Source organism: Xanthomonas sp. 1678 (assembly GCF_031455575.1).
Taxonomy (GTDB): Bacteria; Pseudomonadota; Gammaproteobacteria; order Xanthomonadales; family Xanthomonadaceae; genus Xanthomonas_A.
In genome coordinates, this window is the sequence record NZ_JAVDSZ010000001.1 from 1 (window position 1) to 23795 (window position 23795).

General features: G+C 65.6%; 33 protein-coding genes. 31 read left to right on the plus strand and 2 right to left on the minus strand.

Translation table 11 applies throughout. The annotated features are described in order from the left end of the window. From J2Y70_RS00005 to J2Y70_RS00145, 29 genes are all read left to right on the plus strand, one after another. A partial coding sequence (locus tag J2Y70_RS00005; RefSeq protein WP_309912105.1) for an EF-Tu/IF-2/RF-3 family GTPase occupies positions 1-468 on the plus strand: 468 nt, incomplete at its 5' end. A 538-nt stretch (positions 469-1006) separates the two neighbouring features. Continuing rightward, the gene (rpsJ, locus tag J2Y70_RS00010; protein WP_003470680.1) at positions 1007-1342 is read left to right on the plus strand and encodes a 30S ribosomal protein S10; all 336 of its coding nucleotides are present in this window, start codon (positions 1007-1009) and stop codon (positions 1340-1342) included. 11 nt (positions 1343-1353) lie between these two features. After that, positions 1354-2004: a 50S ribosomal protein L3 gene (rplC, locus tag J2Y70_RS00015; protein ID WP_046979794.1), complete on the plus strand. Its 651-nt coding sequence runs from the start codon at positions 1354-1356 to the stop codon at positions 2002-2004. 12 nt (positions 2005-2016) lie between these two features. Continuing rightward, positions 2017-2622: a 50S ribosomal protein L4 gene (gene rplD / locus J2Y70_RS00020; protein ID WP_047325541.1), complete on the plus strand. Its 606-nt coding sequence runs from the start codon at positions 2017-2019 to the stop codon at positions 2620-2622. After that, positions 2619-2918, plus strand: a complete 300-nt coding sequence (gene rplW / locus J2Y70_RS00025) for a 50S ribosomal protein L23 (RefSeq protein ID WP_003470672.1) — start codon at positions 2619-2621, stop codon at positions 2916-2918. The genes rplD and rplW overlap by 4 nt, the downstream gene beginning before the upstream one ends. 10 nt (positions 2919-2928) lie before the next feature. Beyond that, positions 2929-3756: a 50S ribosomal protein L2 gene (gene rplB / locus J2Y70_RS00030; RefSeq protein ID WP_046979791.1), complete on the plus strand. Its 828-nt coding sequence runs from the start codon at positions 2929-2931 to the stop codon at positions 3754-3756. 6 nt (positions 3757-3762) lie between these two features. Further along, positions 3763-4032, plus strand: coding sequence for a 30S ribosomal protein S19 (gene rpsS, locus J2Y70_RS00035; protein ID WP_003470666.1), 270 nt, complete (start codon positions 3763-3765; stop codon positions 4030-4032). A gap of 12 nt (positions 4033-4044) precedes the next feature. Next, positions 4045-4380 carry a 50S ribosomal protein L22 gene (rplV, locus tag J2Y70_RS00040; protein ID WP_003470663.1) on the plus strand — a complete coding sequence of 112 codons (336 nt, stop codon included), beginning with the start codon at positions 4045-4047 and terminating at the stop codon, positions 4378-4380. An 18-nt stretch (positions 4381-4398) separates the two neighbouring features. Next, on the plus strand, positions 4399-5133 hold the full coding sequence (rpsC, locus tag J2Y70_RS00045; protein ID WP_003470660.1) for a 30S ribosomal protein S3: 735 nt from the start codon (positions 4399-4401) through the stop codon (positions 5131-5133). Positions 5134-5138: 5 nt separating this feature from the next. Further along, positions 5139-5552 carry a 50S ribosomal protein L16 gene (rplP, locus tag J2Y70_RS00050; RefSeq protein ID WP_003470657.1) on the plus strand — a complete coding sequence of 138 codons (414 nt, stop codon included), beginning with the start codon at positions 5139-5141 and terminating at the stop codon, positions 5550-5552. Then, the gene (rpmC, locus tag J2Y70_RS00055) at positions 5552-5737 is read left to right on the plus strand and encodes a 50S ribosomal protein L29 (protein ID WP_145701693.1); all 186 of its coding nucleotides are present in this window, start codon (positions 5552-5554) and stop codon (positions 5735-5737) included. The genes rplP and rpmC overlap by 1 nt, the downstream gene beginning before the upstream one ends. An 11-nt stretch (positions 5738-5748) precedes the next feature. Continuing rightward, the gene (rpsQ, locus tag J2Y70_RS00060) at positions 5749-6018 is read left to right on the plus strand and encodes a 30S ribosomal protein S17 (protein WP_263397408.1); all 270 of its coding nucleotides are present in this window, start codon (positions 5749-5751) and stop codon (positions 6016-6018) included. Positions 6019-6032: 14 nt separating this feature from the next. Next, the gene (gene rplN, locus J2Y70_RS00065) at positions 6033-6401 is read left to right on the plus strand and encodes a 50S ribosomal protein L14 (RefSeq protein WP_003486699.1); all 369 of its coding nucleotides are present in this window, start codon (positions 6033-6035) and stop codon (positions 6399-6401) included. Positions 6402-6416: 15 nt separating this feature from the next. Continuing rightward, positions 6417-6734 carry a 50S ribosomal protein L24 gene (gene rplX / locus J2Y70_RS00070; RefSeq protein WP_009607346.1) on the plus strand — a complete coding sequence of 106 codons (318 nt, stop codon included), beginning with the start codon at positions 6417-6419 and terminating at the stop codon, positions 6732-6734. An 11-nt stretch (positions 6735-6745) separates the two neighbouring features. Beyond that, on the plus strand, positions 6746-7288 hold the full coding sequence (rplE, locus tag J2Y70_RS00075) for a 50S ribosomal protein L5 (RefSeq protein ID WP_145701692.1): 543 nt from the start codon (positions 6746-6748) through the stop codon (positions 7286-7288). A gap of 110 nt (positions 7289-7398) precedes the next feature. Continuing rightward, positions 7399-7704: a 30S ribosomal protein S14 gene (gene rpsN, locus J2Y70_RS00080; protein ID WP_179570573.1), complete on the plus strand. Its 306-nt coding sequence runs from the start codon at positions 7399-7401 to the stop codon at positions 7702-7704. 260 nt (positions 7705-7964) lie between these two features. Then, entirely contained in the window at positions 7965-8363 is a 399-nt protein-coding gene (gene rpsH / locus J2Y70_RS00085) for a 30S ribosomal protein S8 (RefSeq protein ID WP_145701691.1), read from the plus strand. A 16-nt stretch (positions 8364-8379) separates the two neighbouring features. Further along, positions 8380-8907, plus strand: coding sequence for a 50S ribosomal protein L6 (gene rplF, locus J2Y70_RS00090; RefSeq protein WP_263397409.1), 528 nt, complete (start codon positions 8380-8382; stop codon positions 8905-8907). A gap of 93 nt (positions 8908-9000) precedes the next feature. After that, a complete protein-coding gene (gene rplR / locus J2Y70_RS00095; protein WP_003470642.1) occupies positions 9001-9360 on the plus strand; it encodes a 50S ribosomal protein L18 in 360 nt (119 codons plus the stop codon). Between the two features lie 157 nt (positions 9361-9517). Continuing rightward, positions 9518-10063 carry a 30S ribosomal protein S5 gene (gene rpsE / locus J2Y70_RS00100; RefSeq protein ID WP_104557639.1) on the plus strand — a complete coding sequence of 182 codons (546 nt, stop codon included), beginning with the start codon at positions 9518-9520 and terminating at the stop codon, positions 10061-10063. Beyond that, positions 10056-10247, plus strand: coding sequence for a 50S ribosomal protein L30 (gene rpmD, locus J2Y70_RS00105; protein WP_005408214.1), 192 nt, complete (start codon positions 10056-10058; stop codon positions 10245-10247). Before rpsE ends, rpmD begins: the two co-directional genes overlap by 8 nt. A 6-nt stretch (positions 10248-10253) precedes the next feature. Further along, positions 10254-10697, plus strand: coding sequence for a 50S ribosomal protein L15 (gene rplO, locus J2Y70_RS00110; protein WP_003470637.1), 444 nt, complete (start codon positions 10254-10256; stop codon positions 10695-10697). Between the two features lie 7 nt (positions 10698-10704). Continuing rightward, complete coding sequence (gene secY / locus J2Y70_RS00115; RefSeq protein WP_263397411.1) at positions 10705-12075, plus strand: preprotein translocase subunit SecY; 1371 nt, start codon at positions 10705-10707, stop codon at positions 12073-12075. Between the two features lie 339 nt (positions 12076-12414). Next, entirely contained in the window at positions 12415-12771 is a 357-nt protein-coding gene (gene rpsM, locus J2Y70_RS00120; RefSeq protein ID WP_145701687.1) for a 30S ribosomal protein S13, read from the plus strand. Between the two features lie 9 nt (positions 12772-12780). Further along, positions 12781-13173, plus strand: a complete 393-nt coding sequence (gene rpsK / locus J2Y70_RS00125) for a 30S ribosomal protein S11 (RefSeq protein WP_003470632.1) — start codon at positions 12781-12783, stop codon at positions 13171-13173. Between the two features lie 14 nt (positions 13174-13187). Next, positions 13188-13817, plus strand: a complete 630-nt coding sequence (gene rpsD / locus J2Y70_RS00130) for a 30S ribosomal protein S4 (protein WP_010340454.1) — start codon at positions 13188-13190, stop codon at positions 13815-13817. Between the two features lie 50 nt (positions 13818-13867). Further along, positions 13868-14866, plus strand: coding sequence for a DNA-directed RNA polymerase subunit alpha (gene rpoA / locus J2Y70_RS00135; protein ID WP_263397412.1), 999 nt, complete (start codon positions 13868-13870; stop codon positions 14864-14866). A gap of 293 nt (positions 14867-15159) precedes the next feature. After that, the gene (gene rplQ, locus J2Y70_RS00140) at positions 15160-15546 is read left to right on the plus strand and encodes a 50S ribosomal protein L17 (protein ID WP_309912128.1); all 387 of its coding nucleotides are present in this window, start codon (positions 15160-15162) and stop codon (positions 15544-15546) included. 177 nt (positions 15547-15723) lie between these two features. Further along, positions 15724-16236 carry a disulfide bond formation protein B gene (locus J2Y70_RS00145; protein WP_263397413.1) on the plus strand — a complete coding sequence of 171 codons (513 nt, stop codon included), beginning with the start codon at positions 15724-15726 and terminating at the stop codon, positions 16234-16236. 203 nt (positions 16237-16439) lie between these two features. On the opposite strand, the gene J2Y70_RS00150 is transcribed toward J2Y70_RS00145, so the two are convergent. Next, complete coding sequence (locus J2Y70_RS00150; protein ID WP_309912131.1) at positions 16440-18575, minus strand: TonB-dependent receptor; 2136 nt, start codon at positions 18573-18575, stop codon at positions 16440-16442. A gap of 220 nt (positions 18576-18795) precedes the next feature. On the opposite strand from J2Y70_RS00150, the gene J2Y70_RS00155 reads away from it, so the two are divergent. Then, positions 18796-20193: a class II 3-deoxy-7-phosphoheptulonate synthase gene (locus tag J2Y70_RS00155; protein ID WP_309912133.1), complete on the plus strand. Its 1398-nt coding sequence runs from the start codon at positions 18796-18798 to the stop codon at positions 20191-20193. 519 nt (positions 20194-20712) lie between these two features. Next, positions 20713-21879, plus strand: coding sequence for a mechanosensitive ion channel family protein (locus J2Y70_RS00160; protein ID WP_309913194.1), 1167 nt, complete (start codon positions 20713-20715; stop codon positions 21877-21879). Positions 21880-22132: 253 nt separating this feature from the next. Here J2Y70_RS00160 and J2Y70_RS00165 read toward each other — a convergent pair whose 3' ends face one another. After that, complete coding sequence (locus J2Y70_RS00165; RefSeq protein WP_309912135.1) at positions 22133-23758, minus strand: amidase; 1626 nt, start codon at positions 23756-23758, stop codon at positions 22133-22135. Positions 23759-23795: the final 37 nt, after the last annotated feature.

The following is a 23795-nucleotide window of genomic DNA, read 5'->3' on the forward strand; positions in this document are numbered from 1 at the left end:
GGCGACGAAATCGAAATCGTCGGCATCCGCGCCACGCAGAAGACCACGGTCACCGGCGTGGAAATGTTCCGCAAGCTGCTGGACCAGGGCCAGGCGGGCGACAACGCCGGTCTGCTGCTGCGCGGCACCAAGCGTGACGACGTGGAGCGCGGCCAGGTGCTGTGCAAGCCGGGTTCGATCAAGCCGCACACCGAGTTCGAAGCCGAGGTGTACGTGCTGTCGAAGGACGAGGGCGGCCGCCACACCCCGTTCTTCAAGGGCTACCGTCCGCAGTTCTACTTCCGCACCACCGACATCACCGGCGCCTGCGAGCTGCCGGAAGGCGTCGAGATGGTGATGCCGGGCGACAACGTGAAGATGGTGGTCACGCTGATCAACCCGGTGGCGATGGACGAAGGCCTGCGTTTCGCGATCCGCGAAGGTGGCCGCACCGTCGGCGCCGGCGTGGTCGCCAAGATCATCAAGTAATGCCCGCTCCGGCGACTTCGGTCGCCGGGCGCGTCTGACGATGATGTGCCGGCCGCCCTCGATGGGGCATCCGGCCAACAATGACCGCGGCTTCGGCTGGCGGTCGCAACGAAGGGTCGGCATCTGCCGGCCTTTCGTCGTTTGTGGCCGGTGGGTTTTTGCGGACGAATACGGATCGTGCGATTCGTAGCTGCGGGATGTTGCGGGCGGGTGAAACAGTCGCTATAATGCGCGGCTCGGCGTTCCTGGGTAGGGCGCCGGATACACCGCGAAAAGAGAGGCAGGACGCCCCTCGTGTTCGCAGACCGGGAAGGTCGCGTTGCATGGAGCACTCAACGGCCTCGCGCTGTTGACGGTGCTGTAGCTGCGCATTATACTTTTCCGTCTGGGCAGGCCGGGTAACTGGTCTGCCTCAGTTTTTGGGCGGAGGAATGGCCCTCGCCAGCTGGATGCTCGGCGGTATACACATCAGGAAATAATCGGGGCAGGTATCCCAGAGGCCTTGCCCGTCGCTCTTTTAACGAAGGAACCCACCGCCATGGCGGAGCAAAAGACCGGTCAGAAAGCGGATCAGAAGATCCGGATTCGGCTGAAGGCGTTCGATCATCGTCTGATCGACCGTTCGGCCAGCGAGATCGTTGAGACGGCGAAGCGGACCGGCGCGCAAGTGCGCGGCCCGATCCCGCTGCCGACCAAGATCGAACGCTACACCATTCTCGTTTCTCCGCACGTCGACAAGGACGCGCGCGACCAGTACGAGACCCGCACGCACAAGCGCGTGCTCGACATCATCGGCCCTAACGACAAGACCGTGGACGCGCTCATGAAGCTCGAGCTCGCGGCGGGCGTCGATGTCCAGATCAAGTTGACCTGAGGACTACGACCATGACGAAGAAATATTCGTTGGGCTTCGTGGGCCGCAAGGCCGGCATGAGCCGCGTCTTCACCGAAGACGGCCGCTCCATTCCGGTCACCCTGATCGAAGCGACCCCGAACCGCATCACCCAGCTCAAGACCGTCGAAAGCGACGGCTACAGCGCCGTGCAGATCACCGTGGGCGCCCGTCGCGCCGCGCTGGTCAACAAGCCTGCCTCCGGCCACTACGCCAAGGCGAAGGTCGAAGCCGGTCGCGGCCTGTGGGAGTTCCGCGTTGAAGACGCGCAGCTGGGCGATTACGCCATCGGCGGCGAGATCAAGGCGGACATCTTCGAGGTCGGCCAGAAGGTCGACGTCCAGGGCGTCACCAAGGGCAAGGGTTTCCAGGGCACCATCAAGCGGTACAACTTCCGCATGGGCGATGCCACCCACGGTAACTCGCTGTCGCATCGCGCGCCGGGTTCGCTGGGTCAGCGCCAGACCCCGGGTCGCGTTTTCCCGGGCAAGAAGATGTCCGGCCACATGGGCGCGGTGCAGCAGAGCACGCAGAATCTGGAAGTGGTCAAGGTCGACGTCGAGCGTGGCCTCATCGCCATTCGCGGCGCTGTGCCTGGCGCTGCCGGTGGCGACGTGATCGTGCGTCCGGCTAGCAAGGCATAAGGAGAGATGACGATGGAACTCGTTATCACGGGTAGCAACAACAAGGTTTCGGTCTCCGACGCCGTGTTCGGTCGCGATTTCAGCGAGGATCTGGTTCACCAGGTCGTCGTCGCCTATCGCAACGCCGGCCGCGCCGGCACCAAGGCGCAGAAGACGCGTTCGGAAGTCAACGGCACCACCAAGAAGTCGAAGAAGCAGAAGGGCGGTGGCGCTCGCCACGGCGCGCTGACCGCTCCGATCTTCGTCGGCGGCGGCGTGACCTTCGCGGCCAAGCCGCGCAGCTTCGAGCAGAAGGTGAACCGCAAGATGTATCGCGCCGCGATCTGCGCGATCCTTTCGGAGCTCAACCGCCAGGGTCGCCTGATGGTCGTCGACGCGTTCGACGTCGAGGCCAGCAAGACCAAGGATCTGATCGAGAAGCTGAAGGGTCTGGAAGTGGGCAAGCGCCCGCTGATCGTGACCGAAGAGGCGTCCGAGCATCTGTACCTGTCGGCGCGCAACCTTCCCTACGTGGAAGTGCGTGACGTGCAGGGCCTGGATCCGGTGTCGCTGGTCGGGGCCGATACGGTCGTGATCACCGCCGATGCGGTCAAGAAGGTCGAGGAGTGGCTGGCATGAGCAGCAACGAAAAAATCTTCAGCGTGCTGCGTGCCCCGCGTGTCTCCGAAAAGACCGCGCGCCTGCAGGAACTCTCCAATCAGTACGTCTTCGAGATCTCGAGCGAAGCCACCAAGGCCGATGTCAAGGCCGCGGTCGAGCAGCTGTTCGACGTCAAGGTCGAGTCGGTCAACGTGTTGAACGTCAAGGGCAAGAACAAGTCCTTCCGTTCGCGCAGCGGTCGTCGCGGCGATTGGCGCAAGGCGTACGTGCGTCTGGCCGAAGGCCAGTCCATCGACGTAACGGCCAAGGCCTGAGGTCCATCCCATGCCATTGATGAAATTCAAACCCACTTCTCCCGGCCGTCGTTCGGCCGTGCGCGTGGTCACGCCCGATCTGCACAAGGGCGCGCCGCACGCGGCACTGCTGGAGCCGCAGAGCAAGTCCGGTGGTCGTAACCACCACGGCCGCATCACCACCCGTCACGTCGGCGGTGGCCACAAGCAGCATTACCGCCTGATAGACTTCAAGCGCAACAAGGAAGGCATTCCGGCGCGCGTGGAGCGGATCGAATACGATCCGAACCGCACCGCCCATATCGCCCTGCTGTGCTATGCCGACGGCGAGCGCCGCTACATCATCGCGCCGAAGGGCCTGAAGGCCGGCGATCAGGTGATCGCGGGTTCGGATGCGCCGATCAAGACGGGCAACACCCTGCCGCTGCGCAACATCCCGGTCGGTACGACGGTGCACGGCATCGAGCTGAAGCCTGGCAAGGGCGCGCAGATCGCGCGCGCTGCCGGCGCCGCGGTGCAGCTGGTCGCGCGTGAAGGCATCTACGCCACCCTGCGTCTTCGCTCCGGCGAAATGCGCAAGGTGCCGGTCGAGTGCCGCGCCACGATCGGCGAAGTCGGCAACGACGAGCACAACCTCGAGAAGCTGGGCAAGGCGGGCGCCAAGCGCTGGCGCGGCGTGCGTCCGACCGTTCGCGGTGCGGCCATGAACCCCGTCGATCACCCGCACGGTGGTGGTGAGGCGAAGGCCGGTCAGGGTAATCCGCATCCGGTCACCCCGTGGGGCGTGCCGACCAAGGGTTACAAGACGCGCCATAACAAGCGCACCGAACAATTCATCGTCCGCGATCGTAGGGGCTAATCGACCATGGCACGTTCACTCAAGAAAGGCCCGTTCGTCGATCACCACCTCGTCAAGAAGGTGGAGGCCGCGGCCGGCAGCAAGCGTCCGATCAAGACCTGGTCGCGTCGCTCGATGATCCTGCCGGAGATGGTGGGCTTCACCATCGCCGTGCATAACGGCAAGAACCACGTTCCGGTGCTGGTCAACGAGAACATGGTCGGCCACAAGCTCGGCGAATTTGCCGTCACCCGGACCTTCAAGGGTCACGGTGGCGACAAGAAGTCGAGCCGGTAAGGAGAGATGACGATGGAAGCGAAAGCAATCCTGCGCACTGCGCGCATCTCCCCGCAGAAGGCCCGCCTGGTCGCCGACCAGGTGCGCGGTCTTTCCGCCGAGCGGGCGGTCAACCTGCTGAAGTTCTCGGATAAGAAGGCTGCCCACCTGATCAAGAAGGTGGTGGAGTCGGCGATCGCCAATGCCGAGAACAACCAGGGCGCGGATGTCGACGAGCTGAAGGTCAAGACCATCATGGTTGATGAAGGTCCGACCCTGAAGCGTTTCATGGCGCGGGCGAAAGGCCGCGGTACCCGCATCCTCAAGCGCACCAGCCACATCACTGTGGTTGTGGGCGCCGCCAAGTAAAGCGGAAAGGAAAAGACGATGGGTCATAAAGTTCATCCGATTGGAATCCGCTTGGGTGTCTCCAAGGACTGGAATTCCAAGTGGTACGCCAACAAGGGCGAGTTCGCCGGTTACCTGGCAGCCGACCTCAAGGTTCGCGAAATGCTGCGCAAGAAGTTGGCGCAGGCGGGCATCAGCAAGATCCTGATCGAGCGTCCGGCCAAGACCGCGCGCGTGACGATCCACACCGCCCGTCCGGGCGTGGTGATCGGCAAGCGCGGTGAGGACATCGAGAAGCTGCGCAAGGAAGTGAGCGAGATGATGGGCGTCCCCGCCCACATCAACGTCACCGAAGTGCGCAAGCCGGAGCTGGATGCGCAGCTGGTCGCCGAGTCGATCGCGCAGCAGCTGGAGCGTCGCATCATGTTCCGCCGCGCGATGAAGCGCTCGGTCGGCAACGCGATGCGCCTGGGTGCCCTGGGCATCAAGGTCAACGTCGCCGGCCGCTTGAACGGTGCGGAAATCGCCCGTTCCGAGTGGTACCGCGAGGGCCGCGTGCCGCTGCATACGCTGCGTGCCGACATCGACTATGGCTTCGCTGAAGCCAAGACGACCTACGGCATCATCGGCATCAAGGTATGGATCTACAAGGGCGAGATCTTCGATTTCTCCCAGGTTGGCCAGGAAAAGCAGGACGATTCCCCGCGCAACGATCGTAACGATCGCGGCGACCGTGGTGACCGTCCGTCGCGTCCGGCTCGTGAAGCGAGGTAACGGCAATGTTGCAACCCAAGCGAACCAAATACCGCAAGATGCACAAGGGCCGTAACGACGGCCTGGCATGGAGCGGCAACGCCGTCAGCTTCGGCGAGTACGGGCTGAAGGCCACCGCGCACGGTCAGCTGACCGCGCGCCAGATCGAAGCGGCGCGCCGCTCGATCAGCCGCTACGTCAAGCGCGGCGGCAAGATGTGGATCCGCGTGTTCCCGGACAAGCCGATCACCAAGAAGCCGATCGAAGTGCGAATGGGCTCCGGTAAGGGCAACGTCGAGTACTGGGTCGCCCAGATCCAGCCCGGCCGCATGATCTATGAAATCGAAGGCGTCGGCGAAGATGTCGCGCGCGAGGCGTTCCGCCTGGCCGCTGCCAAGCTTTCGGTGACCACCACCTTCGTGACCCGGACGGTACGCTGATGGACATCAAACAACTCCGCGAGAAGTCGGCTGACGATCTGAAGTCCCACCTGACCGATCTGCGCAAGGAGCAGTTCGCCCTGCGCATGCAGCAGGTCACCGGGCAGCTGCCGAAGACCCACGAAACCCGCCGGGTGCGCCGCGAGATTGCTCGCGTGAAGTACCTGATCGGCAGCACGAAGTAAGGATGGCCGCCATGAGCGACACTAACGAAAGCAAGACGCTGCGCACGGTCGAAGGCCGCGTCGTCAGCAACAAGATGGACAAGACCGTCACCGTGCTGGTGGAGCGTCAGGTCAAGCATGCGCTGTACGGCAAGTACATCAAGCGCTCGACCAAGCTCCACGCCCACGACGCCGACAACGCCTGCAACGAAGGCGATTTGGTGCGGGTGACCGAGATTGCGCCGATGTCCAAGACCAAGAACTGGCGGGTGGTCGAAATCGTCACCCGTTCGGCCGAATAAGGGAGATCTGAATCATGATCCAGATGCAGAGCTACCTCGACGTCGCCGACAATTCCGGTGCCAAGGAAGTGATGTGCATCAAGGTGCTCGGCGGCTCCAAGCGCCGCTACGCGCACATTGGCGACATCATCAAGGTCACCGTCAAGGACGCGATCCCGCGCGGCAAGGTCAAGAAGGGCGAAGTCTACGACGCCGTCGTGGTGCGTACCCGCAAGGGTGTGCGTCGTCCCGACGGTTCGCTGATCCGCTTCGACGGCAACGCTGCGGTGTTGCTCAACAACAAGCAGGAGCCGATCGGCACGCGTATCTTCGGGCCTGTTACCCGCGAGCTGCGTTCCGAGAAGTTCATGAAGATCGTCTCGCTCGCTCCTGAAGTGCTGTGAGCGGAGGACATACACATGGCTAACCGTATCAAGAAGGGCGACCAGGTCGTCGTCACTACCGGCAAGGACAAGGGCAAGCAGGGCGAAATCGTCCGCGTCGACGGCGATCGCGTGATCGTCTCCAACGCGAACATCGTCAAGCGCCACACCAAGCCGAACCCGCAGGCAGGCGTTGCCGGCGGCGTGGTCGAGCGTGAAGCGTCGATCCATATTTCCAACGTGGCGATCGTCAACCCGGCAACGGGCAAGGGCGAGCGCGTTGGCTTCAAGGTGCTGGAGGATGGACGCAAACTGCGTGTGTTCCGCTCCAGCGGTGAGGCGCTCGACGCCTGAGGAATGACACAATGAATTCCCGTCTCGAAAAGATCTACAAGGAAGAAGTGGTGCCGGCTCTGATGAAGAAGTTCGGTTACACCAATCCGATGCAAGTGCCGAAGCTGGTCAAGGTCACGCTGAACATGGGCGTGGGCGAGGCGGCGACGAACAAGAAGATCCTGGAAAACGCCGTGGCCGACATGGCCAAGGTCTCCGGCCAGAAGCCGGTCGTCACCAAGTCGCGTATCTCGGTGGCGTCGTTCAAGATCCGCGATGGTTGGCCGATCGGCTGCAAGACCACGCTGCGTCGCGCCAAGATGTACGAGTTCCTGGATCGCCTGATCAACATCTCGCTGCCGCGCGTGCGCGACTTCCGCGGTGTCTCGGGTCGTTCGTTCGACGGTCGCGGCAACTTCAACATGGGTGTGAAGGAACAGATCATCTTCCCGGAAATCGACTTCGACGCCGTCGATGCGATCCGCGGCATGGATATCGCCATCACCACCACCGCCAAGACCGACGCCGAAGCGAAGGCGTTGCTCGAAGCGTTCAAGTTCCCGTTCCGTAACTGATTGACAACCGGGATTTGGGATTCGGGATTCGGGATTGGCAGGGCGTCGCCCTCCAAGCCCCGGCTCCTGAGAATCTCCAATCCCCAATCTCGAATCCCGAGGATTTACAGATGGCAAAGACCTCCATGGTCAACCGCGACATCAAGCGCAAGAAGCTGGCGAAGAAGTTCGCCGACAAGCGCGATGCGCTGAAGAAGATCATCGCCGCCGACAGCTCGTCCTACGACGAGAAGGCCGACGCGGTGGTCAAGCTGCAGAAGCTGCCGCGCGATTCGTCGCCGAGCCGCCAGCGCACCCGTTGCGAGCTGTCCGGTCGTCCGCGCGCCGTGTACCGCAAGTTCGGCCTCGGCCGCAACATGCTGCGCAAGGCGACGATGAACGGCGACGTGCCGGGCCTGCGCAAGGCCAGCTGGTAACAACCGGCGGTCCCGGCTCCGTTCGCGGAGCCCGGGGCAGGGCGGTCGCACGCCCGCTTGCTGTTCAGTCAACGAGTCCGACGCAAGTCGGACTTTTTGTCGTATAATCCCGCTCCTTGCCTGCGCCCAGCGGGTGATGGCGGGACCAGGCCCTGGCCTTCTCCAGGACGCTTCACGCTGCACATCACTGCGTCATTCCACAGCTACACATCACAAGATTTTCGCGAAAGCGGATATCGGTGCACTCAAAGGTAGACACCATGAGCATGACTGATCCCATCGCCGACCTGCTGGTCCGCATCAAGAATGCGGCCGCGGTTGGCAAGCCGACGGTGAAAATGCCGTCCTCCAAGATCAAGGTTGCGATCGCAGAAGTGCTGAAGGCCGAAGGCTACATCAGCGACCTGCGCGTCAACGCGATCGAGAACAACAAGTCCGAGCTGGAAATCGTGCTGAAGTATTTCGAGGGCCGTCCGGTCATCGATACGCTCAAGCGCGTGTCCCGTTCGGGTCTGCGCCAGTATCGCGGTAAGGCCGAGCTGCCGAAGGTTCTCGGCGGCCTGGGCGTTGCCATCATTTCCACGTCCAAGGGCATCATGACCGATGCGCAGGCCCGTCAGGCCGGCGTCGGTGGCGAAGTCCTGTGCTTCGTGGCCTAAGGGAAGGAGTAAGTAAATGTCCCGCGTAGCCAAGAAGCCGATCTCCCTCCCGAAGGGCGTCGAACTGAATGTCCAGCCCGAGCTGGTGAGCGTCAAGGGCCCGAAGGGCACCCTGTCGCTGCCGAAGCCGGCTGGCGTTGAAATCCAGCAGGAAAACGGTGTCGCCACGCTGTCGGCGAACGACCCGTCGCAGATCGCCATCACCGGCACCGTCCGCGCGATCCTGGCGAACATGGTGCACGGCGTGTCCGAAGGCTTCGAGCGCAAGCTCGAGCTGGTCGGCGTCGGTTACCGTGCCACGATGCAGGGCAAGGACCTGAGCCTGGCGCTCGGTTTCTCGCATCCGGTCGTGTTCAAGGCGCCGGAAGGCATCACCCTGACCGCCCCGACTCAGACCGAGATCGTGGTGCAGGGCGCCGACAAGCAGCGCGTCGGCGAAGTCGCCGCCAAGATCCGCGGTTTCCGTCCGCCGGAGCCCTACAAGGGCAAGGGTGTGAAGTACGCCGGTGAAGTCATCATTCGCAAGGAAGCCAAGAAGGCATAAGGCAGGTTGCTCTGCTAGGAACCCGGCCATCCATGGCCGGGAATCCGACAGGTCTCTCGCCCAAAGTCGATCCGCTTCCGTAGGACACATATCATGACCATCAACAAGAACATCGCCCGCCTGCGCCGCGCCAAGTCGACCCGTGCGCACATCCGCGAACTCGGCGTCGCCCGCCTGTCGGTGCTGCGCACCGGCCAGCACCTGTACGCGCAGGTCTTCACTGCCGACGGCTCCAAGGTGATCGCTGCGGCGAACACCCTGCAGGCCGACGTCAAGGACGGCCTGAAGAGCGGCAAGAACAGCGAGGCGGCCGTCAAGGTCGGCAAGCTGATCGCCGAGCGCGCCAAGGCCGCGGGCATCGAGAAGGTCGCCTTCGACCGCTCGGGCTACCGCTACCACGGCCGCATCAAGGCGCTGGCCGACGCCGCGCGCGAAGGCGGCCTGCAGTTCTGATCCTTGCGGGTGCGGCGTCCACGCCGCGCCCGACCTGCCGATGCGGGCCGCATCGGACCTTGGCGCGCCTTCTGCGCGCGTCCGGGGAACACGGTTCCAGTCAACAACTACAAGCGGCATGCAAGCCGTAAATCTTTCAACTACCAAGGAATACACAATGGCTGAAGAACAGCGTGCACCGCGGGGTCGTGATCGCGACCGCAACCGCGAAGAGAAAGTCGACGATGGCATGATCGAAAAGCTGGTCGCGGTCAACCGCGTCAGCAAGACGGTCAAGGGCGGTCGCCAGTTCACCTTCACCGCGCTGACCGTGGTCGGCGACGGCAACGGCAAGATCGGTTTCGGTTACGGCAAGGCGCGCGAAGTGCCGGTCGCGATCCAGAAGTCGATGGAATATGCGCGCAAGGGCATGCTCAACATCGACCTGAACAACGGCACCCTGTGGCACCCGGTGAAGTCCGGCCACGGCGCGGCGCGCGTGTTCATGATGCCCGCCTCGGAAGGTACCGGCGTCATCGCCGGCGGCGCGATGCGCGCCGTGCTGGAAGCGGTCGGCGTCAAGAACGTGCTGGCCAAGGCGGTCGGCTCGCGCAACCCGATCAACCTGGTGCGCGCCACGCTGCGCGGCCTGGAAGACATGCAGTCGCCGTCGCGCATCGCGGCCAAGCGCGGCAAGAAGGTGGAGGAACTCAACCATGGCTAATGAGTCCAACAAGACGGTGAAGGTGCGCCTGGTGCGCGGCCTTCGTGGTACCCAGTCGCGTCACCGCCTGTCGGTGCGTGCGCTGGGCCTGAACAAGCTCAACGATGTGCGTGAACTGAAGGACAGCCCGCAGGTACGCGGCCTGATCAACAAGGTTCAGTACCTCGTCCAGGTTGAGGAGTAAGCGACCATGACTTTGCATCTGAATGATCTGAAGCCCGCCGAAGGCGCGCGTACCGAGCGCACCCGCGTCGGCCGCGGCATCGGTTCGGGCCTGGGCAAGACCTGCGGCCGCGGCCACAAGGGTTCGTTCGCGCGCAAGGGCGGCGGCAAGATCAAGGCCGGCTTCGAAGGCGGCCAGACCCCCATGCAGCGCCGTCTGCCGAAGATCGGCTTCCGTTCCAAGATGGCCAAGGACACTGCCGAAGTGCTGTCCTACCAGCTGGACAACCTGCCGGAAGGCGAGATCGATTTCGCCGCGCTGCGCGCTGCGAAGCTGGTCCCGAGCACCGCGAAGAAGGCCAAGGTCGTCCTCAAGGGCGAGCTGAGCAAGAAGTTCGTGCTCAAGGGTATCGCCGCGACCGCCGGTGCCAAGGCGGCAATCGAAGCTGCCGGCGGCAGCGTGCAGGAGTAACACGCAGATGGCGCAGGCTGGCATGGGTAACCTCGGCGGCGGGCTCGGCAAGTTCACGGAACTTCGCCAGCGCCTGTTGTTCGTTCTCGGCGCATTGATTGTCTACCGCATCGGCTGCTATGTGCCGGTGCCGGGCGTCAATCCCGAAGCCATGCTTGCGCTGATGCAGGCGCAGGGCGGCGGCATCGTGGACATGTTCAACATGTTCTCGGGCGGCGCCCTGCACCGTTTCAGCATCTTCGCGCTGAACGTGATGCCGTACATCTCGGCATCGATCGTGATCCAGTTGGCCACGCACATCTTCCCGTCGCTGAAGGCGATGCAGAAGGAAGGCGAATCCGGCCGACGCAAGATCACCCAATATTCGCGCATCGGCGCGGTGTTGCTGGCGGTGGTGCAGGGCGGCAGTATCGCGCTGGCGCTGCAGAACCAGACCGCACCGGGCGGCGCACCGGTGGTGTACGCGCCGGGCATGGGCTTCGTGCTCACCGCGGTGATCGCGTTGACCGCCGGCACCATCTTCCTGATGTGGGTCGGCGAGCAGGTCACCGAACGCGGCATCGGCAACGGCGTGTCGCTGATCATCTTCGCCGGCATCGTCGCCGGCCTGCCGGCGGCGGCGATCCAGACGCTGGAGGCCTACAGCAATGGCGACCTGCAGTTCATCTCGCTGCTGCTGATCGTGCTGACCATCCTCGCCTTCACCTTGTTCGTGGTGTTCGTCGAGCGCGGGCAGCGACGAATCACGGTGAATTACGCGCGCCGCCAGGGCGGCCGCAATGCGTACATGAACCAGACCTCGTTCCTGCCGCTGAAGCTGAACATGGCCGGCGTGATTCCGCCGATCTTCGCCTCGAGCATCCTCGCCTTCCCGGCGACGCTGTCGATGTGGTCGGGCCAGGCCGCCTCCAACAGCACCTTCGGCAGCTGGCTGCAGCGCATCGCCAATGCGCTGGGCCCGGGCGAGCCGGTGCACATGATCGTGTTCGCCGCGCTGATCATCGGCTTCGCGTTCTTCTATACCGCGCTGGTGTTCAACTCGCAGGAAACCGCGGACAACCTGAAGAAGTCCGGCGCGCTGATTCCGGGCATCCGTCCGGGCAAGGCCACCGCCGACTACGTCGACGGCGTGCTGACCCGGTTGACCGCGGCCGGCTCGCTGTACCTGGTGATCGTCTGCCTGCTGCCGGAAATCATGCGCGCGCAGCTCGGCACCTCGTTCCATTTCGGCGGCACCTCGCTGTTGATCGCGGTCGTGGTGGTGATGGACTTCATCGCGCAGATCCAGGCGCACCTGATGTCGCACCAGTACGAAAGCCTGTTGAAGAAGGCCAACCTCAAGGGTGGCTCGCGCGGCGGCGGTTTCGCCCGCGGTTGATTGCTATAATTTGACTTCCTTCCGCGAAGACGCCCCGGTTCCCGGGCGCAGTCTTCCGACTTGAAGGGCGGCCCATGCAGCGGTCTCGTGCGTGGGTGCGACGTGGTGGTCCTGCGCTGGAGTAGCGCGGGCGGCCGAGGTGGATCCTCACCTTGGCCAACGACGTCCGGCGCCGGAGCATGGGCACACTCCCCATGCCGGGCCTGCGGAACCGAAAGGTTCCACGGGCTTCCATGTAACCCGAGACCTTGCTAGACTTACAAGTTCACTTTTTGATCCATCCTGCCGGATGGCGCCGCAGTGCGCCGTCGGGCCATCACTCAGTTGGAGAACCGCGTCATGGCGCGTATTGCAGGCGTCAACCTGCCAGCCCAGAAGCACGTCTGGGTCGGGTTGCAAAGCATTTTCGGCATCGGCCGTACCCGTTCGAAGAAGGTCTGCGAAGCCGCAGGCGTGACCTCGACCACCAAGATCCGTGACCTGTCCGAACCGGAAATCGAGCGCCTGCGCCTCGAAGTCGGCAAGTACATCGTCGAAGGCGACCTGCGTCGCGAAGTGGGCATCGCCATCAAGCGGCTGATGGACCTGGGCTGCTACCGCGGCCTGCGTCATCGTCGTGGCCTGCCGCTGCGTGGTCAGCGCACCCGCACCAACGCCCGCACCCGCAAGGGCCCGCGCAAGGCGATCAGGAAGTAAGGGACAGACATGGCTAAGCCCGCAGCAGCAAAGACCAAGAAGAAGATCAAGCGCGTCGTCACCGACGGCGTCGCCCACGTCCACGCTTCGTTCAACAACACCATCGTGACCATCACCGACCGTCAGGGCAATGCGTTGTCCTGGGCGACCTCCGGTGGCGCTGGTTTCCGCGGTTCGCGCAAGTCCACGCCGTTCGCGGCGCAGGTTGCCGCCGAGAAGGCCGGGCGCGCTGCGCTCGACTACGGCGTGAAGTCGCTGGAAGTGCGCATCAAGGGCCCGGGTCCGGGTCGCGAGTCCGCCGTCCGTTCGTTGAACAACGTCGGATACAAGATCACCAACATCATCGACGTGACGCCTATCCCGCACAACGGGTGCCGTCCGCCGAAGAAGCGTCGCGTCTAAAGGAGCGATAAGAAATGGCTCGTTATATCGGTCCTACCTGTAAGCTCGCGCGCCGTGAAGGCGCCGATCTTTCCCTCAAGAGCCCGGCGCGTGCGCTGGATTCCAAGTGCAAGCTGGAGCAGAAGCCCGGCCAGCACGGCGCGACCGCCCGCAAGGGCAAGCTGTCCGACTACGCCACCCAGCTGCGCGAGAAGCAGAAGGTCAAGCGTATCTACGGTCTGCTGGAGCGTCAGTTCCGCAACTACTACAAGAAGGCCTCGACCAAGAAGGGCAACACCGGCGAGAACCTGCTGCAGCTGCTGGAAACCCGCCTGGACAACGTCGTCTACCGCATGGGCTTCGCCGTCACCCGCCCGGCCGCGCGCCAGCTGGTGTCGCACCGTGGCGTGCTGGTCAACGGCAAGTCGGTGAACCTGGCCTCTTACCAGGTCAAGGCCGGCGACGCGATCGCCCTGTCGGAAAAGGCCCAGAAGCAGCTTCGCGTGCAGGAAGCGCTGACCGTTGCCGAAACGCACGACCTGAACCCGTCCTGGGTCGAGGTCGATTCGAAGAAGTTCAGCGGCATCTTCAAGGCCGTGCCGGATCGTGCGGACCTGCCTGCTGACATCAACGAAGCGCTGATCGTCGAGTTGTATTCGAAGTAATCACATTGGAGAGCCTCCGGCAACGGAGGCTCGTCAGGAGAACCCGCAACATGACGGTTACCGCCAACCAGGTTCTGCGCCCCCGTGGGCCGCAGATCGAACGCCTTACCGACAACCGCGCCAAGGTCGTAATCGAGCCCTTGGAGCGTGGTTATGGGCACACGCTGGGCAATGCCCTGCGTCGCGTGCTGCTGTCCTCGATCCCCGGCTTCGCGATCACCGAAGTCGAGATCGACGGCGTGCTGCACGAGTACACCACGGTCGAAGGGCTGCAGGAAGATGTGCTGGAAGTCCTGCTCAACCTCAAGGACGTGGCCATCCGCATGCATACCGGCGACAGCGCCACGCTGTCGCTGTCCAAGCAGGGTCCGGGCGTCGTGACCGCTGCCGATATCAAGGTCGACCACAACGTCGAGATCCTCAACAACGATCATGTCATCTGCCACCTGACCAAGGATACGGCGATCAACATGCGTCTGAAGATCGAGCGTGGCTTCGGCTACCAGCCGGCCGCCGCGCGTCGCCGTCCGGACGAGGAAACCCGCACCATCGGCCGCCTGGTCCTGGATGCGTCGTTCTCGCCGGTGCGCCGCGTCGCCTACGCGGTCGAATCCGCGCGCGTCGAGCAGCGGACCGACCTGGACAAGCTGGTCCTGGACATCGAGACCAACGGCACCATCGACGCCGAGGAAGCCGTGCGCACCGCCGCCGACATCCTCAGCGATCAGCTGTCGGTGTTCGGCGACTTCACCCATCGCGACCGTGGCGCGGCCAAGCCGGCCAGCAACGGCGTGGATCCGGTGCTGCTGCGTCCGATCGACGATCTGGAACTGACCGTGCGTTCGGCCAACTGCCTGAAGGCCGAGAGCATCTACTACATCGGCGATCTGATCCAGAAGACCGAAGTGGAGCTGCTCAAGACCCCGAACCTCGGCAAGAAGTCGCTGACCGAGATCAAGGAAGTGCTGGCCCAGCGTGGCCTGTCGCTCGGCATGAAGCTGGAGAACTGGCCGCCGGCCGGCGTCGCCCAGCACGGCATGCTCGGCTAAGCAGCCGCACCTGGCCGATGCCGCACCGGCATCGGCCACGGACGCTGCAGGTCCGGTCATGGATGGCCGGGCAGGGCTCCACGGAGCCCGGGTAAGACCGCCAGGGATGGAAGCAGGGGCGCCTTCGCGGCGCCTCGCGCCGCATCAGTTGCACAACTACGCCGACGGGTCTTCAAGCCCGCGGCGTTGTCCGGTCAGGGACGGCCGGCTCGGACCATCCGCAGTCCATTGTTCAACGCCAGGACGGCGACAGCGATCTCCAGCAGTTTCAACTTTCCATAGGAATCAAGACCATGCGTCACCAGAAATCCGGCCGCAAGTTCAACCGCACCAGCGCCCATCGCAAGGCGATGTTCTCCAACATGGCGGCCTCGCTGTTCAAGCACGAGCTGATCAAGACCACCCTGCCGAAGGCCAAGGAGCTGCGTCGCGTCGCCGAGCCGCTGATCACCATCGCCAAGGTCGATGGCGTCGCTAACCGCCGTCTGGCCTTCTCGCGCCTGCGCGACAAGGAAGCAGTGGGCAAGCTGTTCGTCGAGCTGGGCCCGCGTTACCAGTCGCGTCCGGGCGGCTACCTGCGCATCCTGAAGTGCGGCTTCCGCGCCGGCGACAACGCGCCGATGGCGTACGTCGAGCTGGTCGATCGCCCGACCGCGATCGCCGAGGAAGTGGCCGAGTAAATCCGGCCCGCACCGCGTCAGCAGAAAGCCCGGCATGTCCGGGCTTTTTTGCGTCTGGGCGGTGGGTTTTTGCGCGAAGGGCGCCGCGGCGGCACGCCGCGCCTGTGGACGCACGGCACATGGTGGCGAGGCGGGCGATGGCGGATAATGCCGGATCGTTCATGTGAGCCCGACCCGATGAACCCGTTACGCTGGAGTTTCCGCGCGCAGTTCCTGCTCGGCTTTCTGATCTGCGCCGCGCTGCTGGGCTACGCGATCTATGTGCAGGTGCAGCTCGGCATCGAACCCTGTCCGCTGTGCATCTTCCAGCGCATCGCGTTCGCCGCGCTGGGCCTGCTGTTCCTGCTCGGCGCCTTGCACGGTCCGGCGCGCAGCGGCGGGCGCAAGATCTATGCGGTGCTGACGTTCCTGGCCGCGGCGATCGGCGCCGGCATCTCCACCAAGCACGTGTCGGTGCAGCTGTTCCCCGATCCGATGGCCTCCTGCGGGCCGCCGCTGAGCTTCCTGCGCGAGACGCTGGGACCGTTCGAGGTGCTGCGCCGGGTGCTGACCGGGACCGGCGACTGCGGCAATATCGACTGGCGCTTCCTGGGGTTGTCGATGCCGATGTGGTGCCTGATCTGCTTCGTGCTGCTGGCGGTGTTCGCGCTGTATGCCGGATTCAAGACCAGGCGGCGTTCGCTGCACTGAGTGTTGCGTGGGGCGCTGTGCGCTGTTGCCAATAGCCGCTGCGGGCGGCGGTCGCCTCCCTTTAGGAGCGACTTCAGTCGCGACCAGGCGTTACCGGTAGAGCCCGTCGCGACTGAAGTCGCTCCTACAGGGATATGCTGGCTGCCGCCAGCGCATTCAGGCTGGCCCGTGTGTTCCCGGGCGCGGCCTGTTCCCATCCCGCCTCAGAAATCCTGCTGCAGGCTCAGGTACACGCCGCGGCGCGGCGCCCATTGCGGCGCGAATACGCCGATGCCGCCGCCGTCGCGCAGCTGGTAGCTGCGATCGAGGACGTTGAGCACCGCCAGTTGCGTGTGCAGCGGATGCGCGCCGAGCGCGAAGTCGTGCCCGGCGCTGAGATTCAATTGGAAGTACGACGGCAGCTCGCCGCCGTTGGGCACGGTGGCGGTGTCGGTGCGCAGGCCGCTGCCGAACAGATAGTTGGCGCCGACCCGGCTGGCGTCGTCGATCGCGTAGCTGATGCCGCCGGACGAGGTGAACTTCTGGTCGTGGTCCAGGTGGATCCAGTTGTCGTAGGCGTAGGCCAGCGCGTCCGGGTCGAAGTTGTACAGGCTGGTCATGACCCGCTTGCCCATCGCCTTGCTGTAGGCGGCGTTGAAGTAGGCGGTGACCGGCCCGTTGCTGTAGTCGGCGCTGAATTCGGCGCCGCGGATGCGGCCATAGCGGTAGTTGAAGGTGGAATAGACGTAGGCGGCGCCGAACTGGCCTTCGTCCTGCAGCCGGTCGGCCTTGCGGTAATACGTGTCCAGGCCCAGGGTCAGGTGATCGGTGACCACCTGCGAGATGCCCAGGTCGTAGTAGTCGCTGCGCTCGCTCAGCGGCGTGGTCGCGCCGCCGGCGGTGGACTGCTGGTTGGTGGTGCCGTCGTACAGGGCGATGTCGCTGGTGGAGATCAGCTCGCTGGCCGGCGGGGTGAAGTAGCGCGCATAGCCGGCGTGCACGGTGGTGTCGGCGCTGGCTTGCCAGACCACGCCCAGGCGCGGGCTGAGCTGGCCTTCGGTAGTGCCGAACGCCTTGTAGCGGTCGCCGCGCACGCCGTAATTCACGGTCCAGTCGTCGCCGATCTTCCACTCGTCCTGCAGATACAGCGCGTAGGTGCTGGCGTGGAAGCGGCTGGCGTCGGGAATGAACAGCGGCGCGTTGCCGGCCTGGTTGCCGTCGGCATCGGCCGGGAACACGTAGGAATTGTTGCCGGCGATGGCGTGTTCGAAATTGCCGTACAGGCCGTAGCGCAAGGTGTGCGCGTCGCCGAGCGGGGTGGAGAAATCGGCCTGCACGGTGTTGGCGCGGTTGCTGCGGTCCACCTGCGAGGCGACGCCGTTGAAGATCAGGTCGCCGGCGATGTCGGGCGAGAACGCCACGCTGCTGTAGCGCTGCCCGGCCGACAGCTGGTAGCTGGTGGCGCCGAGCGAGCCTTGCAGCACCAAGGTGCCGAAGCGGGTGTTCTCGCGCTGGTTCTCGTCGAGCCTGGACGAATCGAAATCGGTGGTGCCCAGGTAGTCGAACGCGGGCGTCTGCCCGGGATTGTTCGGGATCTGGAAGCGGTTGTTGGCGAAGCCGACCAGCAGGCTGAGCCGGGTGTTCTCGTCGAGCAGGTAGCTGAGGTCGGCGAAGCCCTTGCCCTGGTGCGATTTGTCGTGCTCGGGACTGCGGCTGTCGACCGGGTTCTCCAGGCCGTTCTTGTTCTGCTCGTAGTCGCCGGTGACGAACCAGCTCCAGCGGCCGCTGCTGCCCCACCAGGAGGCGTTCGGATTGAGCGTGCCGTAGGAGCCTCCGGTGAGGCCGACGCTGCCGCCGTTGCCCAGTTCCACGCCGCTCTTGGTGGTGATGTCCACCACCGCCGCGGTGCGGTCGCCGAACTGCGCCGGCAGCGCGCCGTCGAGCAGCTTGATGCTCTTGATCGTGCGCGGGTCCAGGCTCTGGCCGAAGCCGGAGATCGATTCGGGGATCAGCACGCCGTTGATGCGGTACTGCAGGTTGGCGTGGTCGCCGCGCACGTGGATGCCGCCGTAGGAATCCTGGACCACGCCCGGCGCCTGCAGCAGCACCTGGTTGAGCGGGGTGGAGGCGCCCAGCGGCAGCCGGTCGATGTCCTCGGCGTTGATCGTGTATTGGCTGCTGCCGATATCCGGCGACAGCGCGTTGCGCGCGGCTTCGAGCTTGGCGGTGACGCTGACCGCATCCAGGTCGGTGGTGCGCTCGGGGCCGGTATCGGCAGTGGCCGCATCGGCGGCGAGCGCGAGGCCGGGGGCGGCCAGCAGGATTAGGGCGATGGCGGCGGAGAGGGGGCGAGGAGTCATGGCAGTGCGGACCGGGAGGAGTGGGGGAATGTTTTGTTATTAAGTAACAATCTGCTTCCGCAGCGACCCTGGCGTAGGCCGGAAGTCATGGCGGCATGCCGGTGTTGCTTGCCGTTCATGTCTGCGGTACCGGCGCTGCGATGGCGGCGCCGGCGACGCGCAAGTGCTTTGCGTCGCGGCCAGGCTCTGCGAACATCGCAGGTTGCCTAGGAGTCCTTTCATGAACCTGTCCGTCCCCACCGCCGCGCCCGAATCCGTCCCGCCGCTCTGGACGCCCGCCAGCTGGCGCGGCAAACCCGCGCTGCAGATGCCGGTGTATCCGGACGCGCAGGCGCTGGAAGCGACGCTGGGCGAATTGCGCCATCTGCCGCCGCTGGTTACCTCCTGGGAGATCTTCGCGCTGAAGAAGCAGCTGGCCGAGGCCCAGGAGGGCAAGCGCTTCTTGCTGCAGGGCGGCGATTGCGCGGAGAACTTCAGCGATTGCGAGTCGGGCACCATCTCCAACCGGCTCAAGGTGCTGCTGCAGATGAGCCTGGTGCTGGTGCACGGACTGCGCCTGCCGGTGGTGCGGGTCGGCCGCTACGCCGGCCAGTACGCCAAGCCGCGCTCGGCCGATACCGAAACCCGCGACGGCGTGACCCTGCCCAGCTATCGCGGCGACGTGGTCAACGGCCCGGAATTCACCGCGCAGGCGCGCGTGCCCGACCCGCAGCGGATGATCACCGCGCACTCGCGTTCGGCGATGACGATGAATTTCGTGCGCGCGCTGATCGATGGCGGTTTCGCCGACCTGCACCATCCCGAATACTGGAACCTGAGCTGGGTCGGCTACTCGCCGCTGGCCGAGGACTACCAGAAGATGGTGGCCTCGATCGGCGACGCGGTGCGCTTCATGGAGACGCTGGCCGGCGCGCAGCTGTACAACCTCAACCGGGTCGATTTCTACACCTCGCACGAAGCGCTGCTGCTGCCGTACGAGGAGGCGTTGACCCGCGAGGTGCCGCGGCAGTGGGGCTGGTTCAACCTCAGCACGCACTATCCGTGGATCGGCATGCGCACCGCCGCGCTGGACGGCGCGCACGTGGAATATTTCCGCGGCATCCGCAATCCGATCGCGATCAAGGTCGGGCCGTCGGCGCAGCCGGACCAGTTGCTGCGCCTGATCGATGTGCTCAATCCCGAGGACGAGCCGGGCCGGCTGACCTTCATCCATCGCATGGGCGCGGCGCAGATCGCGCAGAAGCTGCCGCCGCTGCTGGACGCGGTGAAGCGCGACGGCCGCCGCGTGCTGTGGGTGTGCGATGCGATGCACGGCAATACCGAGAGCACCAGCAACGGCTACAAGACGCGGCGCTACGACAACGTGCTGGGCGAGGTGGAGCAGTCGTTCGACATCCATGCCGCGGCCGGCACGCGGCTGGGCGGCGTGCACCTGGAACTGACGGGCGAGGACGTCACCGAATGCACCGGCGGCGCGCGCGAGCTGACCGAACGCGACCTGGAGCGCGCCTACCGCTCCAGCGTGGATCCGCGCCTGAACTACGAGCAGTCGCTGGAGATCGCGCTGGCGATCGTGCGCAAGCAGAACGGGCGCAGCGTGCCGCTGACGACGGACTGACGACGCGCGCTTCGCGGCCGCCGCAGCGCACTTGCCGGTGCGCTGCGTGCGCCGGGCGTCGATGTGGTGGCGATGGGTCTCGGTGACGCGCTGGCAGTCGTCGATGTCGGGCATCGCGAAATGCAGGCCTGCAATGCGCAGGTATCGCGGCCCGCGACGGGGGCTGCGTGTGCCGGTTGGCGATGTCGGCGCATCGGGTCTCGGCAGGCGCCGCGTCTGCTGCGTAGAGCTTCGGATGTAACTGAAGAAGCATCGTCTGCAGCGGCTGCTGCGGGGCCATGTGCGAGTTGCTTGCCGCCGGGCAGGAGCCGCGCATGGCGCGATCGCGCACATCGGTCATGGAGTGCCCCAGGCCGACGCGCTGCGCCTCCGCGATGAGCGAGCGCTGCATGCGCGCCGTGCCGCACGCCTCGCGATGACGCCACGCTTCGTACCGGGGCGCAGCGCTCGACACTGCGCTTATGCTTGCTTTGTCACACTGTCGCGACTCCTCCCCCCTTCAAGGAGCGCATCTTGACTCTGGACCTAGACTGGATCCCATGGCGGGCCTACACGTTGCCGATCGGCGCGGCGGTGGTGCTCGGCTTCCTCGCCTGGTGGTTGCTGCTGCGCATCGCGCAGCGCATGCGCGGGCGCGACTATCGGCGTGCCCGCATCATCGGCGTGATCAGCGTGCCGATGGCGTTCCTGCTGCCGATGCTGATGCTCAGCTTCGCGCTGGAGTCCACGCCGCTGGACGATCGCGCGCTGGCCGACCTGCAACACCTGCTGCACATCGGCATGATCGGCTGCGTGACCTGGCTGCTGGTGCGCGGCGTCGCCGCGCTGGAGCGGGCGATCCTGCGCAGCTATCCGATCGAGGTTGCCGACAACCTGACCGCGCGCCGCGTCCAGACCCAGACCCGGGTGCTGGCGCGCGTGGCGATGGGCACGATCATCCTGCTCGGCACCTCGGTGGTGCTGCTGACCTTCCCCGCGGTGCGGCAGATCGGCACCACGCTGCTGGCCTCGGCCGGCATCATCGGCCTGGTCGCCGGCATCGCCGCCAAGCCGGTGTTCGGCAACCTGATCGCCGGCCTGCAGATCGCCTTGACCCAGCCGATCCGGCTCGACGACGTGGTCATCGTCGAAGGCGAGTGGGGCCGCATCGAGGAGATCGGCAGTTCCTATGTGGTGGTGCGGATCTGGGACGAGCGGCGCATGGTGGTGCCGCTGACCTGGTTCATCGAGAACCCATTCCAGAATTGGACGCGCAGCAGCGCCAATCTGCTCGGCACCGCGTTCCTGTGGCTGGACTACCGCACGCCGATGGCGCAGCTGCGCGCGGAACTGGAGCGGATCTGCAAGAGCGAGCCGTTGTGGGACGGACGCGTCTGCGTGACCCAGGTGACCGAGACCAGCGAGAGCACGATCCAGGTGCGCCTGCTGGTCAGTGCGCGCAACTCCGGCGATGCGTTCGACCTGCGCTGCATCGTGCGCGAACGCATGATCGACTTCCTGACCCGCGAGCATCCCTACGCCTTGCCGACGCTGCGTGCGCAGATCGCGTCCGAGCCGGCGCGTACGCCGCGGCCGCCGGCTGTCCCCAGCGACTCGGCGGCAATGCGTTCGCCGGGCGCCGAGGACGGCGCGCCGGCGGCGACAGTGGCGCCTGATGCGGGCGAGCAGAAGCCGGATGCGGCGTAGCCTTGAGGTGTGTTGCGCTAGCGTGTTGTGTCGTCGCGTTGCGCTGCACGGCGCATGCGTTGTTGCTGGCGCCTGACGACTTGTTTATCTCACTCATCTGCCCGCAGGCAATGAATGTAGGAGCGGCTTCAGCCGCGACCGGGGCTTTACCGGTAACGCCCGGTCGCGGCTGAAGCCGCTCCTACAAAAGCGTTCCTCGCCAGCCGTCTGTTGCTGTGTCGCCGCCTCCGCTGCTCTTGCGGCGCTACCCGCGTCATCGATCATCCGTCGCCCGCGCAGATTGCGCCTGGGCCGGCAGCGTCGGCAGGAAGGTCGGCGGCGTGCGTGCGCGGCTGTGCTGCTCGTAGGCGTAGCCAAGTTCGATCAGGCGCGGCTCGCTCCAGGCGCTGCCGATGAACACCAGGCCCAGCGGCAGGCCGTCGCTGCTGCCCATCGGCACCGTCAGGCTCGGATAGCCGGCCACCGCAGCCGCGCCGTAGCTGGCGCCGGGGAAGTCGTCGCCGCCGACCGGGTCGGTCTTCCAGGCGCGGCCGGTGGTCGGCGCGATCAGCGCATCCAGCCGCTGCGCGCGCAGCGCCGCATCGATGCCGTCTGGCCCGGCCAGGCATTTCGCCTTCTCCCGCGCTTGCAGGTAGGCCGGGTCGTCGAGGCCGCGCGTGGCCTGCGCCTGCTCGAACAGCGCCTGGTCGAACGCGGCCAGTTCGCGCGCGGCATGCGCGCGATTGAAGTCGATCAGCTGCGCCAGCGTGCGCAGCGGCGCCTTGCGTGTATCGAGGTAGCGCTCTAGCCCAACTTTGAACTCGGTCAGCAAGACGGTCAGTTCGGCGTCGTCCCATTGCCCGGCGGTGGGGATCTGCGCATCGACCACGATGGCGCCGGCCGCACGCATCGTGGCGACCGCGCGCGCCTGCGCCGCGGCGATGTCCGCGGTCTGGGTCAGCGGCGATGGCAGCAGGCCGATGCGCGCGCCGCGCAGCGCGTCGCTGCGCAGGTGCGCGGCGTAGTCGTAGCCGGGTGCGCGCGGTGCCGCGGCGGTGGCCGGGTCGGCGGGGTCGGGCGCGGCCAGCACGCTCAGCAGCGCCGCGGCATCGGCGACGCTGCGGGTCATCGGCCCGGCGGTGTCCTGGCTGGCCGAGATCGGGATGATGCCGTCGCGGCTGACCAGGCCCACGGTCGGCTTCAAGCCGACCAGGCCGTTCACCGCCGCCGGGCAGACGATGCTGCCGTCGGTCTCGGTGCCGATCCCGGCCGCGGCCAGGTTCGCCGACACGGCCACGCCGGTGCCGGCGCTGGAGCCGCAGGGATTGCGGTCGAGCACGTAGGGATTGCGGGTCTGCCCGCCGCGCGCGCTCCAGCCGGAACTGGACTTGCTGGCGCGGAAGTTGGCCCATTCGCTGAGGTTGCTCTTGCCCAGGATCACCGCGCCGGCCTGGCGCAGCCGCTGCACCAGGAACGCGTCGTGCGGCGGATGGAACTCGGCCAGCGCCAACGAGCCGGCCGAGTTGGCCATCGGCCGCGCGTCGATGTTGTCCTTCAGCACGAGCGGGATGCCGTGCAGCGGGCCGCGCAGGTGCCCGGCGCGGCGCTCGGCGTCCAGCTGTCGCGCGTCGTCCAGAGCCTGCGGATTGCGTTCGATGATCGCGTGCAGCGCCGGCCCGCGCCGGTCCAGCGCATCGATCCGCTGCAGGTAGGCCGCGGTCAGGCCGGCGCTGTCGAGCGTGCCGCGCGCCATCTGCGCCTGCAGCGTGGCGATGTCGGCTTCGGCATGGGCGAACGCCGCTGGCGCGGGCTGCGGTGCGATGGCGGCGATGTCGGGCAGGGCGGCGTGCCGGCAGCCAGCGAGGGCGCCGCACAGCAACAGGACGGGCAGCACGCGCATCGGCAGGTTCCCGGGGAATGGTTCTCCAGGAGGCTAC

What these genes read in the sequence shown, in the direction of transcription:
- rpsJ (WP_003470680.1), top strand. Translation starts at nt 1,007, where the DNA reads ATGGCGGAGCAAAAGACCGGTCAGAAAGCGGATCAGAAGATCCGGATT.
- rplC (WP_046979794.1), top strand. Translation starts at nt 1,354, where the DNA reads ATGACGAAGAAATATTCGTTGGGCTTCGTGGGCCGCAAGGCCGGCATG.
- rplD (WP_047325541.1), top strand. Translation starts at nt 2,017, where the DNA reads ATGGAACTCGTTATCACGGGTAGCAACAACAAGGTTTCGGTCTCCGAC.
- rplW (WP_003470672.1), top strand. Translation starts at nt 2,619, where the DNA reads ATGAGCAGCAACGAAAAAATCTTCAGCGTGCTGCGTGCCCCGCGTGTC.
- rplB (WP_046979791.1), top strand. Translation starts at nt 2,929, where the DNA reads ATGCCATTGATGAAATTCAAACCCACTTCTCCCGGCCGTCGTTCGGCC.
- rpsS (WP_003470666.1), top strand. Translation starts at nt 3,763, where the DNA reads ATGGCACGTTCACTCAAGAAAGGCCCGTTCGTCGATCACCACCTCGTC.
- rplV (WP_003470663.1), top strand. Translation starts at nt 4,045, where the DNA reads ATGGAAGCGAAAGCAATCCTGCGCACTGCGCGCATCTCCCCGCAGAAG.
- rpsC (WP_003470660.1), top strand. Translation starts at nt 4,399, where the DNA reads ATGGGTCATAAAGTTCATCCGATTGGAATCCGCTTGGGTGTCTCCAAG.
- rplP (WP_003470657.1), top strand. Translation starts at nt 5,139, where the DNA reads ATGTTGCAACCCAAGCGAACCAAATACCGCAAGATGCACAAGGGCCGT.
- rpmC (WP_145701693.1), top strand. Translation starts at nt 5,552, where the DNA reads ATGGACATCAAACAACTCCGCGAGAAGTCGGCTGACGATCTGAAGTCC.
- rpsQ (WP_263397408.1), top strand. Translation starts at nt 5,749, where the DNA reads ATGAGCGACACTAACGAAAGCAAGACGCTGCGCACGGTCGAAGGCCGC.
- rplN (WP_003486699.1), top strand. Translation starts at nt 6,033, where the DNA reads ATGATCCAGATGCAGAGCTACCTCGACGTCGCCGACAATTCCGGTGCC.
- rplX (WP_009607346.1), top strand. Translation starts at nt 6,417, where the DNA reads ATGGCTAACCGTATCAAGAAGGGCGACCAGGTCGTCGTCACTACCGGC.
- rplE (WP_145701692.1), top strand. Translation starts at nt 6,746, where the DNA reads ATGAATTCCCGTCTCGAAAAGATCTACAAGGAAGAAGTGGTGCCGGCT.
- rpsN (WP_179570573.1), top strand. Translation starts at nt 7,399, where the DNA reads ATGGCAAAGACCTCCATGGTCAACCGCGACATCAAGCGCAAGAAGCTG.
- rpsH (WP_145701691.1), top strand. Translation starts at nt 7,965, where the DNA reads ATGAGCATGACTGATCCCATCGCCGACCTGCTGGTCCGCATCAAGAAT.
- rplF (WP_263397409.1), top strand. Translation starts at nt 8,380, where the DNA reads ATGTCCCGCGTAGCCAAGAAGCCGATCTCCCTCCCGAAGGGCGTCGAA.
- rplR (WP_003470642.1), top strand. Translation starts at nt 9,001, where the DNA reads ATGACCATCAACAAGAACATCGCCCGCCTGCGCCGCGCCAAGTCGACC.
- rpsE (WP_104557639.1), top strand. Translation starts at nt 9,518, where the DNA reads ATGGCTGAAGAACAGCGTGCACCGCGGGGTCGTGATCGCGACCGCAAC.
- rpmD (WP_005408214.1), top strand. Translation starts at nt 10,056, where the DNA reads ATGGCTAATGAGTCCAACAAGACGGTGAAGGTGCGCCTGGTGCGCGGC.
- rplO (WP_003470637.1), top strand. Translation starts at nt 10,254, where the DNA reads ATGACTTTGCATCTGAATGATCTGAAGCCCGCCGAAGGCGCGCGTACC.
- secY (WP_263397411.1), top strand. Translation starts at nt 10,705, where the DNA reads ATGGCGCAGGCTGGCATGGGTAACCTCGGCGGCGGGCTCGGCAAGTTC.
- rpsM (WP_145701687.1), top strand. Translation starts at nt 12,415, where the DNA reads ATGGCGCGTATTGCAGGCGTCAACCTGCCAGCCCAGAAGCACGTCTGG.
- rpsK (WP_003470632.1), top strand. Translation starts at nt 12,781, where the DNA reads ATGGCTAAGCCCGCAGCAGCAAAGACCAAGAAGAAGATCAAGCGCGTC.
- rpsD (WP_010340454.1), top strand. Translation starts at nt 13,188, where the DNA reads ATGGCTCGTTATATCGGTCCTACCTGTAAGCTCGCGCGCCGTGAAGGC.
- rpoA (WP_263397412.1), top strand. Translation starts at nt 13,868, where the DNA reads ATGACGGTTACCGCCAACCAGGTTCTGCGCCCCCGTGGGCCGCAGATC.
- rplQ (WP_309912128.1), top strand. Translation starts at nt 15,160, where the DNA reads ATGCGTCACCAGAAATCCGGCCGCAAGTTCAACCGCACCAGCGCCCAT.
- J2Y70_RS00145 (WP_263397413.1), top strand. Translation starts at nt 15,724, where the DNA reads ATGAACCCGTTACGCTGGAGTTTCCGCGCGCAGTTCCTGCTCGGCTTT.
- J2Y70_RS00150 (WP_309912131.1), bottom strand. Translation starts at nt 18,575, where the DNA reads ATGACTCCTCGCCCCCTCTCCGCCGCCATCGCCCTAATCCTGCTGGCC.
- J2Y70_RS00155 (WP_309912133.1), top strand. Translation starts at nt 18,796, where the DNA reads ATGAACCTGTCCGTCCCCACCGCCGCGCCCGAATCCGTCCCGCCGCTC.
- J2Y70_RS00165 (WP_309912135.1), bottom strand. Translation starts at nt 23,758, where the DNA reads ATGCGCGTGCTGCCCGTCCTGTTGCTGTGCGGCGCCCTCGCTGGCTGC.